This window comes from Aliikangiella maris (assembly GCF_040719265.1).
In the GTDB taxonomy this organism is placed as follows: Bacteria; Pseudomonadota; Gammaproteobacteria; order Enterobacterales; family Kangiellaceae; genus Aliikangiella; species Aliikangiella maris.
Window position 1 is genome coordinate 362,025 of record NZ_JBFDAH010000001.1, and the last position, 13,987, is coordinate 376,011.

Genomic DNA, 13,987 nt, shown 5'->3' on the forward strand with positions numbered 1-13,987 from the left:
CTAGCAAACTAAAAAAGGAAATCATAATGAAACTGACTTTTGACCAAAGCCAGTGCTTTGCTGTGCCTGAAAAACTGTTCTCAGTATTAAACATTGAACTGGCTAAATGGTCTAACGCTAATCAATCAGCTACTAGCATTATCTTTAATTTCAGAGATGTTAATTACAGTCCTGAAAACGGTGGTTTTCACCCTGTCGAGATAAGACTGATTAAGCGAAAGGCGTTATGGCATTTTGATTACATCACTGACTTTAGCTACCACGGTACTGGATACCCTGAATTGGTGAAAGAAATTGATGTATGTTTTCAATCAGCTGAAGTAACCCATTTGCATTTAGGCTTGCTGACCAAAGTGAGTGCAGATGAACTAGTCGAGCTGTTTCTAACCAACTTCATTGATTATGTCGAAATGGATGTGTTCACGGTTGAAATAGCGTTTAGCTAAGCTAAAAGTAACGGGAAAAGACCAGAAGACACGGAAGGTCTTCTGGTTATTTCTCACATGTAGGGCTACAGGCCTTACCTAGTAAGAGGTTTAGTTTTTTACTTTCAGATTGACGCGGCGGATTCCGTATCCGCCGTTTTTAACCTTGTTAGGAAAATTTATCTTTTATTTGATATATATAAGCCGCTTCTTCATATTTTGATAATGATGCACCAATCTCTTTTTTCTTCTTATGAGAAGCTACTAATGCATCAAATAACTTTTCTCCTATTTTTAAGTAATTCCCTTGAAGCAAAGCACTTCCTATTGAAAATGCTTTTTCTTTTAAAGAGGTATTTACTTCTTTCTTACTCTTCTTTTTAGCTTTTTCTATTGCAATATCTATATGTCTGGCCTTGAGTTTTAGATCGAGAGAAAAAGATTTTTGTGCTTGTTCATAGATATCACTTATATTGGGTTTGTTACTTTCTAACTCTCTAGCTACTTCATTAACGAATTTTGATATATATATTAGGTAATTCTGCCTTTCTTCAGCAAACTTTTCTTTAAAAGCGTCAAGTTCGTTAGTATCGAACGCTTGTATTGAGGGGAGTGTTAGCGTAATACCGCAGCTAGCTAGCAACATTAGAATCGACTCTTGAGAATAGTTGTCAATTTGTCTAATGGTGTGTGCATTAATGAAAGCGTCAGGTGATATTACAATTGAACTATTATTTTCAATGCTAGGAATCATTGAATTTAGCACTTTATTTACTGCTTTTGGGTCAATCCAATCTGAAGATATTTCGCGGACGGCATTTTCAAAGGAAGTAGGAGTAGAGTTTTTCGAAAATAGGTCACATTTTGTAATTTCGCTTAAAATATAACTGTCACCTTGTGCCTTTGGTCTGAACTCTTCCACTTCGTCAAATACAAATCGGACTGCATTACATTGTTCCTCAAACGAACTATTTCGCGACGAGTAACCTCTAGTTATAGACATCAACGCACTCATGCAGTTTGTATTTTCTATTGATATAGCTTCATTAGCATTAAATTTAATCGAATCAGATATAATCGCTTTCATATAGCATCCTTACTAACTATTAAGGATAATCATTTTAGGTCGCACATTTCGATTGTTCAAATATTGAGTTAACTTGTTTGGATGAAAAAATAAAGCTAACGCAAAGCGCGTTAGCTTCTAAATCCATAAAAACTGGTTAGTTCCCACTTTATCGGTTCAATAAAGTCTTCAGGATCGTTACCCATTGGGCAAGGGTTCCAGTCTTCTTTTGGCAGTGTTGGGTAGCCTTCGATTTGCCCGATAATATCTTCACAGCAGTCGTTGATAGGCTCGTGACAATAATGAATCAGCTTGTCTTGCTTATTGAAGATCGCAACGCCGAAGTTGGTGATATGCTCTACTCTGCCTATGATGCTACAGCGGATCAGATCATCGTTTTCAGTGTTGATGAAGCTCCGTAGATCGGATTCCGTCGCTTTTAGTTCCTCATACAGCGATAGCTTTAGCTGATCCAGAGACTGACTTTCATCGGAAAAGAGTCGGTCAAGAACATTGCCTTCTAAGTCGAAAATGCTGATGAAGCCATGTGCTGATGTTATTGTTTGGCCTACTGATTCAGGTGCAATATCTAGCGCCATTAAGATAGATTGAGACATAAGAATTCCTTAGTTTGAACATGTTCAATCTATTGTTCTCCACTGCGCCTATTTACTCATTTTGTCTATGGAAAACTGTAACTCTGTTAATAAGGCTTGTTTCAATTCTTTAGGCGATAAAATTTCGATATCAGGCAGCCAATACTTTAGTACTGGGAGTATTTGATTTTTGTCTGTTATTAATGCTGTTGCTAATAGGCAACCGTCATCAAGCTCTTTGATGATGTTTTGCTCTGGCAGCAGGTTGCTAGAGGTAAAATGACTGGCTATTGCAGCATCAATTTTTACTACGACTTCTATTGGTGTTTCTGTTAACCATAACATGGCCTGTTGTCGAATCTGCTGCTCTACAGAAATGTCATATTCGAACTTTTCAGGAGCTATGTTTACCTTACTTATCTTAGTAACTTTAAATGATTTCAAAGTCCCATTATGTAACGCAGATAAATACCAAACCCCACGGTCATTCACGAGCTTATAAGGCTGAGAAAAAAGATAAGTCTGTTGCTTGTATTCAAAGTCGACCAAATGATGATTTTGAATGGCCAAAGTAAGTTGTTTGAAGGACTCGGTGTATTCGGATATATCTTCAACTTTAATATCTCGAAACAAGAATGGCGGTTGCTTGTTTGTAGGTCTGTTAAGTGACAAAACATCAAAAGATGGAAACATTGAAGCTAAGCCCAGTTGTTCTAAAACTGGCTTAAGATCAGCTTTCCTACTTCTACCTAAGTACACTGGATTTAGAGAATAAGTCGAGCCGTCTCTTTCAATTGGCAGATAACAAAGTCGCTCATTGAAATCTCGCTGAAGTGTTCTTTCGGTCACATTAAACTCTTGTGCTAGAACGGACAAAGTTAAGCGCTCACCAGAATTTAATCGAGTAAGTATCAATCCTAACCTTTTAGCCAGAGTGTCATGTTCAGTCATCCACATAATTCTATGGGGGCACTGCGAAAAGAGGTGACGTCCATGTGAAAATTTTTACGAATCTAGCTTTATTACGCTAAGCCTTTTGACATAAGGCTTTTAGCTCTTGGCTTAGCTCTCCGAATAGCCAAAACACCTCGCATTTTATTTAAACCAACTGATTCGGCGCGACACAACCTGTCGAGCAGACTAGTTACACTTGAATTAACTATTGAAAGATCAATAAGAAGGAATAGACATGGAATCATCGAAGAATAAGTTCATCTTAGCTGTAATCTCAGCACTATTATCAATCTATATATTTTGGCTGGCTTGGGGTGCTGACGAATTCAACCTAGGTAGAGCTGTATTTTCTAGCGTATTAGGCGTTGGCTTTGCCTTATCAGTGCTAGCAGTTCTGCTTGGTGCAAAATCGCAGCTATTAAACAAAGCTACAATGCTTCTAGTTGGAGTTCCTTCTCTCATATTGCTTGCGTTATTTGTGTGGTTCTTAGTTGATGGGACTTGGGATTTCACATTGAGTAAGGCTGCTGGTGTATTTGCATATGCTTACGGTGTTTATATCGCAGGGGCACTGGCAAGTCATTCAGAGCAACAGGAAGCATCCTAGTTATGAGTTCGCTCATTTACTTCATTGTTTTAGTAGTGATTGTTCTAGTACTAAATAAGATATTTGAAGATCCGAAAGCAGCTGTATTAGCTGCTTTTTTCTTTTTAGTACTTGTGACTTGCGCGGGGTAAAGTCTATGTTGTCTTTCTTAATTAGCTTTATAATTTACTTAGTGCTGGTGATTGTAATTGGAACGCTATTTGAGCTGCCACCTAAAGTGGTTCTAATTGCGTTTGCTATTGGGGTTTGGTGGTTGTTCTTTTAGTTAACCCAATCGTTCCTGCAATTATGCGATGACGTGCAGGTCTTTTGGCATTGTTAACTGAGACGGGCTATTAATCTTTAGAATATCTGAATTATTAGAGGCAATCACAATTGTGATTGCCTCATAGTGTTAGTCGAGAGTATCTACCATCCATTGCAGTATCGCTTTAATAGAGTGAGCTGAGGATGTTTTATTGTTTTCGTCCTTGCTAGGGTTACTGATAGGTGTATTGTCGGTTTTAATACTAGTATCACTAAAGTCATCAACGGGTTTATTTTTTAAATAGACGAGCAGCGTCTCTTTATCAGCTTCTGATACTTGGCTGAACTCATCTTTAATGTTTAGGCCAGCTTCGTTAAGTTGTTTTAACAAATAGCTTGGGACTACACCCATTTCCTTAGCAAGTGTTTTCACAGTTGTCTTTGGTTTTCTTTTTAACTTTAATTTTTTTGAATGGGGATTAAGATAAACTGGTTGTAACTCGCTCACTACACTATCGTAAAGAGAAAAGAAGTTCTCAGGCATATCTTCTTCTGAAAAGTTTTCTTCATGGACTAGCTTATTGCGAGCAGCACCTAAAGCTTTTAATTTTTTTAATTGAGGTTCAGTTAAAGAGTTTTGTACGGATATAGCTTGGCTAATAATACTATCACCTGTAGCGCCAAGCTCATTTTTTAACAATAGTTCTATATTCTTAGCCGCTTCGATATAGTCTTTATATGTCGGGTTTTTCATGGCTTTCGTTTACTTCCATTTATCTTTAATTCTGAGAGGGTAAATATCATTAGACTGGTGATTTAGTGCCTCTTTCACTTCTAATTTCGTTTCTATTTTTAAGAGTAACATATTGAAGTTACTAACTTTAGTTAACGTGTGTTTTTATATTATGGGGGTTGTAATGCTACCACGCCTCATCAGGATCAATTCTAGGCATTGATCTATATATTTGCCCCAACAAATCTGCGTCGTCATTAACATTAATACTCTTTGCTAGCGTGTCAGCCATGAGTTTATGCATTTGTGAATCAGTCATGTTTTCTAAGTCATTATATTGAATAGCTGAGCCGTCTTCATTAGTCGGAAGCGTTGATACATCATATTCCTCAGGCTTATTAGCTGTTTTCTTTTTCTTAACGTCTTCTATAAATTTTACCAATCCAATAGGAGCAATGACCATAGGTGTATTAAGCTGCCAGTGCTTCATTTTAGCACCAACAGGCTCAATAGGAATTTGTAATGTGATGGCTGTGCCTGATGTCATGCAGAAGAGGTAATTTAATGCTAAACGAATGTTTTTGGCGCTATTAATGAAATGGCTAGGATCTTTACGGCCTCTGTCTTTCAATGCCGATGTACTGGCGAATTGGATTTGTTTTTTTGTCTTTAATTCAACAGAAGGTAAAGCTAATAATTTAACTAATGCGGGCTCATCAACAGCATTGGCTAATTTATCCGAAACCGTTAGATAAGCTGAGTTGTCCAATGTTTGAGTGAAGATATTATCGACTCTTTCTGGTGCAGTACCGTTAGTTTCTATCCAGTCTCGGTATAAAGCTGAGTCATAGAAATGAAAGTCATTCAGTGAATTGCTGGTATTTAGTAGGTTGTAGAGCAGCTTGGAACCATTCTTTTTATCAATCGAAGTATTGGCTAATCCCATGAATGAAAAGGCCAGAAATAGCTTAAGTGACCAAGTAGGATCAGACTCAATCTGAGATTTAACCTGATTTTTCCTTAACTTGTACCATTGCCACTTGGCGTTATAGCCTTCTAGTTCATGGTGTTGTGGTTCTTCACTGCCTTTAATCTCTTGATTAGGTAGTAGCAGAGTAACATTAACGTATTCTTTACTAGGCGCATCCAATGGACATAAGTCATTAATGAGCTTAAATAACTGGGTTTCGTGGTGGCCGTATTTTTGATCTTTACCAGCAATAGCCAATAACTTCCCGAATAAATTGGAAACCTTAAACCAAGTGCCAGAAAGGGTATTTTTAGTGTAATTAGGTGCTGGAGTGTTATGTAATAAATACTGGTAATGATGCTCTTCTAGTTTGGTTTCTATCCCATCTAGTCTTTTTGAAGGGTAAGTGAGGTTTTCGAATAATTCTTCACTAGTTAAACTGGAGTCGATACCGAGTGCGTATTTTATAGCTTTAACTTGTGTCTCATTGGAGCCTAGTCGAAGTAAATACTCTTCAGAAACCGATCTTATCACCTTGTCCATTATTCCAATCTTCCCCGTTATCGACTACTTACTGATAAAAACATGATGCAATTTCCCGCTTAACTAAAAAATGGGAGAAGACCATGTTCATTGAAATTGATTATACGAAAAAAGCATTCGAAGCGGCAGCGAGAATTGATGATAAAGATACTGAGTATAGGGTAAAGGGCAAGCCTCACTTGCGATTGATTGTCTATAGCCTTCGTAAGTCACTATTAGTTAGAAAGTGCTGGAAAGGTAAGCGCTATGTAAAAACTCTTGGTTCCTTTCCTACCATGAGCCTTAAAACTTTTGAGCGATTAGCTAATGAATATTGTGAACGAATTGAATCGGGAGAGTTAAACAAGTTATCTCGTCGAGTCACTTTAAATCGATTCTTTGACCGTATTTGTATTGAACAGGCCAAGAAGAATAAGAAGAGCTGGAAGAGTGACTTAGGCCGCTACAACCTCTATATACGTGAAAGTATTGGTAATCACTGGCTTGAAGATATTAAAAGCTTCAATGTGGAATGTTTACTAAATGATTTACCTGAGCATTTATCTGATAGAAGCCATGACCTTATCCGCGCATTATTGTCAGGTATCTTTTCTTTAGCCGTTAAATATGAGCTATTAGATAAGAATCCAGTGTCTGTTGTGCCAGCCCGTAACAACTGTAATGTGAACACCCGAACGCTGACAGAGGCTGAGCTAGTCGCCTTCATTCGATCTTGCTTGGAAGAAGCTGATCCCACCAAAGATAACTTCTCGTTTCATGCTCTATGCTTATTGCTGATGATATTTACGGGAATGCGCATTGGTAACTGCTGCACTATTCGCAAAGAAATGGTTTCGCCTGATTTCAGCGCAATATATCTACGTGATACTAAGCAGGGTAAACCGCAAACCATCTTCTTATCTAAACAAGCACAATGGATAGTGAGAACCGCAACTAGTCTAAGCTGGAATGAATATATTTTTCCGTCAGCTTTAAAAGACAACGCGCCTATATCCTATCCGAGATCTGTGTTTGTACGTATCTGTAAACGTGCGGGTATTGCGGTTAATGGTAGCAATCACCCGATACAAGCAGGCTTTCCAACTGAGCCATTTAACATCCATGCTGGGCGTAAAAGCTTTTGTTCTCATGTACTAAAGCAAACAGGTGATATTCGACTTGCTAGCACTTTGCTAGGCCATTCCTCTTTGTCTGTCACTGAAAAGCATTATGCTTTTTTTCAAGATGACCGTTTACAAAATGTTGTGGATGATGTGGCAGATGACATGACAGCCAACATCCTTAATTTTCCTGCCCTAGAAGCCGATTCCTCTTGCTAATAATAAACATCATTTAACCTTAATAAGGTTGGGTTAACTTTCCCAACCTTCCCCGCCTTTTCTAAATAAATTCAGAACTCCCTCATTCTATCCCTACCGATTAAACACGAATAGCACTCAGGTTTGGGGGATGGAAGAAACATTTTTAACTAAGCAACAAATCGCAGAGCGTTATCAGCTCTCGGTTAAAAGCGTGAACACCATGTGTTCCGTAAAGGGTGAAAGGTCTTTACCTCCTTTCATCAAAATTGGACCACATGCCAATAGTCCCATTCGATTTCGATTGACTGAAGTATTGGCATGGGAAGAAGAGCAAGCGCAATTACAGCGTCAACGTGATGCGGAAATTGAGCAGCAAACAAACTTAGAAGACTTACTGGGTTTGTAACAACTTAGTCGTCAATGCAGTGCATTGGCATTTATTAACCGAGCTTGGCGGCTCACTAAATGAATATTTTTAACAAAGAGGAAAACATTATGTCTACAGCTAGAAAATTAAATAAATCGAACTTCATTCGCACACCAGTAGGTGCGTTTAACAAGAATCATGCAATTTCTATTACTCCAACTGATACAGGCGTTGCCGTTTTAGGTGAGAATAATGCATTGCTGTTTTGGCTTCCTGAGTCAGATACCAAGAAAGCTCAGCTGGTAAGTGACGCATTATCAAATGCAATAATTGAGAATAAGCCAATTGATTGGAAACGACTAGGCTACGAGGCCTAACCAACTTTTAACCTTTGCCGTCAAGCATTTTCAAATAGCCCTGAATATCAGGGCTTTTTTTATGAGTTTTTTACTATGATCGAATCAATTAATACTAAACAGCCATATTTTAGCATTTCGCCCAGAGCTGGATTTAATACCAATATGGCTATGCCGTCCTTTGAAACGGCTGGAAGCTATTCAAATAATTCTATTGATATTGAAGCTCTATTAACCGAGAAGCGCAACGCGCTTGAAGAGCAATTATCGGGTAAAAAGAAACGTCAGCGAAAACGCCATGATATGCGATTAAGCCCTATCTTCGGTTTTGATACTGAGTACCAGTATGACGAAGATGAAGATAAGAATACCGTAATAGCCTACTCCTATTGTATTCACTATGACGGGCAGCAGTGCAGCGGTGTGTTTAAAGTTAAACAATTTGACGAATCAGGTCGAATGAAGTTCGATAAGTTCTTCGTCAAAGCTATTGAAGCCGCAATTAAAGCTGAAGTATTAGCAGGTTGGGAAGATGCAGAGCATGTAGTGATGGCGGCTTTTATGATCCGCGCTGATTTGTTTAGCTTTTCAGGTGCGTTTAAAGACTTTAAGACTCGCTTAGATGGTGTGCGAAAATCAGTAGTAACCATTAAAGAAGACTATGCCGTAGATATCGAAGCGGTCTATAACCGTGGCTTAGATTTTAGCGAGCAGAAGCTATGGGATAAAAACCGCAACCGCCGTGAAGTAGATATATCTTTCTATGACTTAATGTTACTTGCTCCAGCAGGCTTTAATCTAAAGAAAGTGGGCGAATTAGTAGGCTTACCGAAAATAGATATTGAAGCGCCATATAGCATTGAAAGAATGATCGAGTTCATGCTTGAAGCTCCTGAAAAGTTTGATGAGTACAGCATACGTGATAGTGAAATTGCGGCCTTGTATATGGAAAAGATGATTGAGTTTTGTTGTGATGAATTAGGCTTTTCTTCCGTGCCATATACAATTGGTGGTATCGGCGTTAAGCGCTTTAAATCCCTTCTTGAAGGTGACTTTAACGAGGTATTTGGTTTCGAAGAAATCAAAGAAACGGTTTGGTCACATAAGAAAGCCAAGCCCGTTACCATGAAAAAGCGAGTAGTTAGCTTGCTACGCTCTATCTTTGAACAATTTGCAATTGAGGGTTATCACGGCGGTCGGAATGAAAGCTTTCTGAATGGTTTGTCTCCTAAAGGTCGATGGAAAGACTATGACGCCCCTTCTTGCTACACCACCATTCTTAATAGGTTGCGACCATTGGATTTCGAGTCTTTCCGAACAACCAAGAACCCTCAAGATTTTGTAGGGGACAAGTTCGGTGTTGCATACATCAAGTTTAAACATCATGGAAATCCGCGTGTAACTACGTTGCCAGTTAACGCTGGTAGCAAAGGTCTGTTTTATGTCAAAGAAGGTGAATGTGTTGTTGGTAGTTCTGAAATAGAAGTTGCATTAAACGCTGGCGTGGAAATTGAAATAATTCAAGGCGTGGTCGGCGATTGGGTAGATCCTAACAATCGTATTTTCTTAGCATTTATGCAGGAAGTTCGGGCAGAGCGAAATAACTATGAGACTGGCTCTTTTGAAGAGCGCATGTGGAAAGAAATTGGAAATAGTTTGTATGGAAAATTAGCACAGGGACTTAGGAAGCGTGCCGTGTTTGATACATCTTCTGGTTTAAGTAAACAAATACCGCAATCACCAATAACTAATCCTTTATTTGCTTTAATTGTGACAAGTGATGCTAGAGCATTAATGACAGAGATGATGTTGAGCATTCCAGAAGAGCATTACATAGGCAATGTAACGACTGACGGCTTTACAACAACTGCTGATTTAGACAAAGGTGAGATAAATCTAAACGGTGCTATTTGCCAGCGTTTTCGTGAGTGTTATCACATGATTGAATCTAGCGATAAGGAAATTCTAGTTAAGAAGCATGAGGTTGCTCGTTTGAATTTTATGAAAAACCGTGGTCAGGAAACCGTTGAATTCATTGATGGCGAAGAGCCGATTCAAGCACGTGCAGGCATCACCCTACCTAAAGGAGTTGAAGACAAGCACCAATATATGCGTGATTTGTACTTTAATCGTTATGTAGGTCAGGAGATAACAACTAAGCACTTAATCTCTAACCGTGAAATGTTCATTGATGAGCGTGACTTTGTTTCTGTTGAACGAACTCAGGTGATGAACCTTGAGTGGGATATGAAAAGAGAGTTAGTTAACCCCGTAGAAATGACTCATGACGGTGTTACCCATATTTTCTGTGAAACAGTGCCGCATAAGAACTTGGATGAAGCAATGGAAATGCGCGCTCGCTTCGATGGCTGGCGTGTTAATCACTGCCTTAAACGCCTGAGTGATTGGGAAAGTTGGGAAGATTATTGGCTGACTACACGTTTAACCTTGCCTACGGGTATACGTTACCAGTTTCTTAAAGGTGAAGATGGAAAAGTATTGAAAACCAAGGATGGTCAGAAGATTGGTGAAGGTAGTGATGGCATTCTACGTAGGCTGTTCATACGTGCCTATATGCAAAATTGTTGTGGTTTAAATAGTAGCAGCGTTGAGCGTAAAGAATTAGCTGAATGGTTGACTGATAATGGCTACATTACAACGGCCAACGAAGTGCGTGGTGCTGCCAGAGCCTTGTTTGTTGAAGGTGTTGTTCCCGTCACTGATAAGGCGATTAAGCTATTGCACCTGTTGCTAGAACGCTTCCCTGAATTTGAATATCAGGCTTTGTTTGATCCCGAACAGTTAGACGAGTTAGAGCGAAGGCTTATCGCTTAAATAACTGAAAGGCTACGAAATACTGTAGCCTTTTTCTTTTTGATCGTTTGATGGTTGCTTGCCAAGTCTTATGTTTTATTGGTTTTAGGAGTCGTGTGTTGCAAGGTTATGGGGGTGTCTATTTCTCTCTTAGTAGGGTGACTTTATATCCATTTTTCTGAAAAAATGTTTGCTCTATCATGATCTCTGGGAGCTTATGTTTTTCGGTATTTTTAAACCAACAAGAAGCTTGAACCCGCACTTCCTCTGATACGCTTTGCTCTTTGACCTTCAACTGTCTTGCTTGGCTAGACTCAGGCAATAACTCGCCTTTATCTATATTCAGTGCGTAAGGAACTTTCTTAAAGTCGCGCCAACAATACCTGAGTTTATCATCCTTAGAATAAAATAAAGCGAAAGGTTTTGAACCGTATTTGGTGCACTTGTTTGCAGTAGCTTCAAAGCTCATTTGAAACAGGTCTGAAATCTCTTGTAGGTTTTCGATACTAGGCAATAAACTATCGAATTCTTTCTTAAGAAGGTGTTCGGGTAGCAGCAGTAATTGAGAAAAGTCGTTAGCTTCTTTTTCGATTGTGTCTAAAGAATACGACGAAAAGGACACATCAGCATTACTGCATGTTCTGTTGCCATTGTGATGCAACAACAAAAAGTGCCCTAATTCATGCCCGATTGTAAATCTCTGTCTACCGATTGGCCGATTATTAGACTTGTTAAAGTATATGACGCCATACTCTTTGCCTTCGCCAGTAACTAACATTCCTTCGATGCTTTCAGTGTCAATGGGCTCTATTTTTATTATACCAGCCGCGTAAGCTAGCTCTTTAACTGGCACTGGCGGTGTAATATCTGGACATTGCCTATAGATTTCATCAACCAACTCCTTTGGAGAAAAAGCATCAGCCAACTCCATGGTATCTAATTTCAGCATTAAACTCCGTCTTTTTTAGTTTCCAAAAATGATAAAGCCATTTCTATGGCTGTTTCAATAACTTTCAAGTCTTCCTCTGATTTATTATCGGGATCAATTTGTCTTAATAAGGCTGTAATTTTTTGATTTTTAGGCTGCTCATCTGACTCTCCAGCAAGAAAATCAATAGTAACGCCATAATATTTTGCCAACTTCTTTAATAGCTCTAATGACGGGTTTTTAGTTTTTCCTTTTTCTAGCTCCCATACATGAGGCTTTGAAACCCCGATAGCATCAGCAACAACTTGCAGTGATACTTGTCTATTTGCCCTTAGATCTCTTAGCTTTGCAGATAACGACATTTTACTCCCCAACCTTTTTTCAGTCCGTATGATATATCTAACTTTAGCATAAAGATAGATCTTGACAAGATATTTTGTAAGGACTAATCTAACAGTCGTTAGAAATATCTAACGATGTTTAACGCTTTTTATTATGAGGTAACACAATGGCAAAAAATGGCGTATCAGGTGACAACAGAAGACATGGTGCAGTGCGAGGTCGCTCACAAACCCGAACTTCAAGTGGTCATTGGGTAAAAAGGGACTCTACGACTGGTCGATTCATGGATGTGAAAACAAGTGATAAGACACCATTCAAAGGTGTCACAAAAGAAAGGTAGGTATCGACTAATAGTCAATACCTGTGTTCAGTGGACATAAAGGTTTAGATTGGCAGATCTTGAACCTTCAGGCTGTAAAACTGAGGTCGCAGCCTCTTGGTTAAACTTAAACACCGTCAGAACGTGATTAAGCATAACTGTAGTTGATCCGCAAAACAAGTGATCTCGTGTGAAGACCATATTGGTCAATATTTATTAACTTATATAGGAATGTTTAATCATGACTAAATTTGAAATTTTTACTGGTGCAGATAACCAGTTTTACTTCCGTTTAAAAGCTTCTAATTCAGAGGTCATTTTGAAAAGCGAGGGCTATACAACCAAACAAAATTGTCGAAATGGTATCGCGTCAGTAAAAGCTAATGCTCCTACTGATTCAAACTATGATCGACTAACTTCTAGTAATGATAAGTATTACTTTAATCTTCGCTCTGCTCATAATCATCAAATTATTGGAACAAGCAGTGAAATGTATGAATCCGCTCAAGGCCGAGATAACGGAATTGAATCTGTTAAGCGCAATGCGCCAATTGCAGATGTAGTGGATTTAACTACTAGCTCGGTATATAGCTAGGGCTCTTTGCTCTAGCTTTTCTGCTTGAGAGGTATGCATGTTTGAGCAATGGTTAAACAGTAATTTCACACATAGCTTGCTGCTGTCGCCTTTGATGGGAATAGTTTTTGGGGCTTTGTTTGCAGGGTTAACAAAGTCAGCGGACAATCAAACGCCAAGAACAATCATAAAGACGCGAGAAGTTTATAAAGAGCGCGTTATTTATCGGAATGGAAATCGTAGTAAATCGAATAATGATGATGGCGGAATCGTAATTGCCGCGGGAGTCGGGCTGTTATTTATCATATGGCAGTACGCGGTTTGGGCTGTTGAAGTTCATCAATATTTGAGCTTTACATTATTTGGGGTTTTAAGTTTCTGCTTAACAACAACTGTTATCTCTCTCTTCAAGGGGCAGTTTACTAGTAATGAATGGTGGGTTTATATTCTATTTCCTTTAGCGTTTTTGTCTTTGTCTGTTTATTTACTTGGAGAAGTAAAAAGTAGATTTGATCCTGAGCTAACGCCCTTAGCTAAAGAAGCTGGAGTGTACAAATTTTATTTCAAATCACTTAGCGATTACGGAAGGACATTTATGATAACTCACGTTTTGGGTGTCGCTTGTTTAACTGTACTAATTCTAACTACAACATTTGTTGGTGTTCATTATTTAAGTTTAATGAATCAGAGAACTGGAGGTGTGATGCAGGGCTTCTGGTCTTTCATGGTTAGAGCTACCGAAGTTGTATCGGGCAGAAAAGGAACTGTATTAAGTACTTTCTTCGGAGTCCTTTCTTTCTTACTTATAAATGAGCACATTGCTCGATGGACTAGCCAATAGGGGAT

At 38.8% G+C, this 13,987-nt stretch carries 15 protein-coding genes; 8 read left to right on the forward strand and 7 right to left on the reverse strand.

Annotation, left to right across the window (positions count from 1 at the left end; translation table 11 throughout):
- Positions 1–26 precede the first annotated feature (26 nt).
- Entirely contained in the window at positions 27–446 is a 420-nt protein-coding gene (locus ABVT42_RS01610) for a DUF2787 family protein (RefSeq protein WP_353873346.1), read from the forward strand.
- A gap of 148 nt (positions 447–594) precedes the next feature.
- Here ABVT42_RS01610 and ABVT42_RS01615 read toward each other — a convergent pair whose 3' ends face one another.
- The 3 genes from ABVT42_RS01615 to ABVT42_RS01625 form a co-directional block, all read right to left on the reverse strand.
- Positions 595–1,512 carry a hypothetical protein gene (locus ABVT42_RS01615; protein WP_353873347.1) on the reverse strand — a complete coding sequence of 306 codons (918 nt, stop codon included), beginning with the start codon at positions 1,510–1,512 and terminating at the stop codon, positions 595–597.
- A gap of 110 nt (positions 1,513–1,622) precedes the next feature.
- Positions 1,623–2,108 (reverse strand): hypothetical protein, encoded by a 486-nt coding sequence (locus ABVT42_RS01620; protein ID WP_353873348.1) that lies wholly within the window; start codon positions 2,106–2,108, stop codon positions 1,623–1,625.
- A gap of 48 nt (positions 2,109–2,156) precedes the next feature.
- A complete protein-coding gene (locus tag ABVT42_RS01625) occupies positions 2,157–3,038 on the reverse strand; it encodes a helix-turn-helix transcriptional regulator (protein ID WP_353873349.1) in 882 nt (293 codons plus the stop codon).
- 238 nt (positions 3,039–3,276) lie between these two features.
- Between ABVT42_RS01625 and ABVT42_RS01630 the strand changes: the two genes are divergently transcribed.
- Complete coding sequence (locus tag ABVT42_RS01630) at positions 3,277–3,648, forward strand: hypothetical protein (RefSeq protein WP_353873350.1); 372 nt, start codon at positions 3,277–3,279, stop codon at positions 3,646–3,648.
- 394 nt (positions 3,649–4,042) lie between these two features.
- Here the strand turns inward: ABVT42_RS01630 and ABVT42_RS01635 are convergent, their stop codons facing one another.
- Positions 4,043–4,648 (reverse strand): translation initiation factor IF-2 N-terminal domain-containing protein, encoded by a 606-nt coding sequence (locus ABVT42_RS01635; RefSeq protein ID WP_353873351.1) that lies wholly within the window; start codon positions 4,646–4,648, stop codon positions 4,043–4,045.
- A 166-nt stretch (positions 4,649–4,814) separates the two neighbouring features.
- The gene (locus ABVT42_RS01640) at positions 4,815–6,131 is read right to left on the reverse strand and encodes a hypothetical protein (protein WP_367023369.1); all 1,317 of its coding nucleotides are present in this window, start codon (positions 6,129–6,131) and stop codon (positions 4,815–4,817) included.
- A 284-nt stretch (positions 6,132–6,415) separates the two neighbouring features.
- On the opposite strand from ABVT42_RS01640, the gene ABVT42_RS01645 reads away from it, so the two are divergent.
- The 4 genes from ABVT42_RS01645 to ABVT42_RS01660 all read left to right on the forward strand — a co-directional run bounded on the left by ABVT42_RS01645 (position 6,416) and on the right by ABVT42_RS01660 (position 10,999).
- A complete protein-coding gene (locus tag ABVT42_RS01645) occupies positions 6,416–7,459 on the forward strand; it encodes a tyrosine-type recombinase/integrase (protein WP_353873353.1) in 1,044 nt (347 codons plus the stop codon).
- A 130-nt stretch (positions 7,460–7,589) separates the two neighbouring features.
- The gene (locus ABVT42_RS01650; protein ID WP_353873354.1) at positions 7,590–7,847 is read left to right on the forward strand and encodes a helix-turn-helix transcriptional regulator; all 258 of its coding nucleotides are present in this window, start codon (positions 7,590–7,592) and stop codon (positions 7,845–7,847) included.
- A gap of 89 nt (positions 7,848–7,936) precedes the next feature.
- Positions 7,937–8,185, forward strand: a complete 249-nt coding sequence (locus tag ABVT42_RS01655) for a hypothetical protein (protein WP_353873355.1) — start codon at positions 7,937–7,939, stop codon at positions 8,183–8,185.
- 75 nt (positions 8,186–8,260) lie between these two features.
- Positions 8,261–10,999 (forward strand): hypothetical protein, encoded by a 2,739-nt coding sequence (locus tag ABVT42_RS01660; RefSeq protein ID WP_353873356.1) that lies wholly within the window; start codon positions 8,261–8,263, stop codon positions 10,997–10,999.
- Positions 11,000–11,117: 118 nt separating this feature from the next.
- On the opposite strand, the gene ABVT42_RS01665 is transcribed toward ABVT42_RS01660, so the two are convergent.
- Together ABVT42_RS01665 and ABVT42_RS01670 are read right to left on the reverse strand one after the other, a co-directional pair.
- On the reverse strand, positions 11,118–11,927 hold the full coding sequence (locus ABVT42_RS01665) for an ImmA/IrrE family metallo-endopeptidase (protein ID WP_353873357.1): 810 nt from the start codon (positions 11,925–11,927) through the stop codon (positions 11,118–11,120).
- Entirely contained in the window at positions 11,927–12,268 is a 342-nt protein-coding gene (locus ABVT42_RS01670; RefSeq protein ID WP_353873358.1) for a helix-turn-helix domain-containing protein, read from the reverse strand. The genes ABVT42_RS01665 and ABVT42_RS01670 overlap by 1 nt, the downstream gene beginning before the upstream one ends.
- Positions 12,269–12,808: 540 nt before the next feature.
- Here ABVT42_RS01670 and ABVT42_RS01675 point away from each other — a divergent pair.
- Positions 12,809–13,162, forward strand: a complete 354-nt coding sequence (locus ABVT42_RS01675) for a YegP family protein (RefSeq protein ID WP_353873359.1) — start codon at positions 12,809–12,811, stop codon at positions 13,160–13,162.
- Between the two features lie 37 nt (positions 13,163–13,199).
- A complete protein-coding gene (locus ABVT42_RS01680; RefSeq protein WP_353873360.1) occupies positions 13,200–13,982 on the forward strand; it encodes a hypothetical protein in 783 nt (260 codons plus the stop codon).
- The last annotated feature ends 5 nt before the right edge of the window (positions 13,983–13,987 follow it).

Bases quoted from the DNA above. Each gene is read 5' to 3' on its own strand.
- ABVT42_RS01610 (WP_353873346.1), top strand. From the start codon at position 27: ATGAAACTGACTTTTGACCAAAGCCAGTGCTTTGCTGTGCCTGAAAAA.
- ABVT42_RS01615 (WP_353873347.1), bottom strand. From the start codon at position 1,512: ATGAAAGCGATTATATCTGATTCGATTAAATTTAATGCTAATGAAGCT.
- ABVT42_RS01620 (WP_353873348.1), bottom strand. From the start codon at position 2,108: ATGTCTCAATCTATCTTAATGGCGCTAGATATTGCACCTGAATCAGTA.
- ABVT42_RS01625 (WP_353873349.1), bottom strand. From the start codon at position 3,038: ATGACTGAACATGACACTCTGGCTAAAAGGTTAGGATTGATACTTACT.
- ABVT42_RS01630 (WP_353873350.1), top strand. From the start codon at position 3,277: ATGGAATCATCGAAGAATAAGTTCATCTTAGCTGTAATCTCAGCACTA.
- ABVT42_RS01635 (WP_353873351.1), bottom strand. From the start codon at position 4,648: ATGAAAAACCCGACATATAAAGACTATATCGAAGCGGCTAAGAATATA.
- ABVT42_RS01645 (WP_353873353.1), top strand. From the start codon at position 6,416: ATGAGCCTTAAAACTTTTGAGCGATTAGCTAATGAATATTGTGAACGA.
- ABVT42_RS01650 (WP_353873354.1), top strand. From the start codon at position 7,590: ATGGAAGAAACATTTTTAACTAAGCAACAAATCGCAGAGCGTTATCAG.
- ABVT42_RS01655 (WP_353873355.1), top strand. From the start codon at position 7,937: ATGTCTACAGCTAGAAAATTAAATAAATCGAACTTCATTCGCACACCA.
- ABVT42_RS01660 (WP_353873356.1), top strand. From the start codon at position 8,261: ATGATCGAATCAATTAATACTAAACAGCCATATTTTAGCATTTCGCCC.
- ABVT42_RS01665 (WP_353873357.1), bottom strand. From the start codon at position 11,927: ATGCTGAAATTAGATACCATGGAGTTGGCTGATGCTTTTTCTCCAAAG.
- ABVT42_RS01670 (WP_353873358.1), bottom strand. From the start codon at position 12,268: ATGTCGTTATCTGCAAAGCTAAGAGATCTAAGGGCAAATAGACAAGTA.
- ABVT42_RS01675 (WP_353873359.1), top strand. From the start codon at position 12,809: ATGACTAAATTTGAAATTTTTACTGGTGCAGATAACCAGTTTTACTTC.
- ABVT42_RS01680 (WP_353873360.1), top strand. From the start codon at position 13,200: ATGTTTGAGCAATGGTTAAACAGTAATTTCACACATAGCTTGCTGCTG.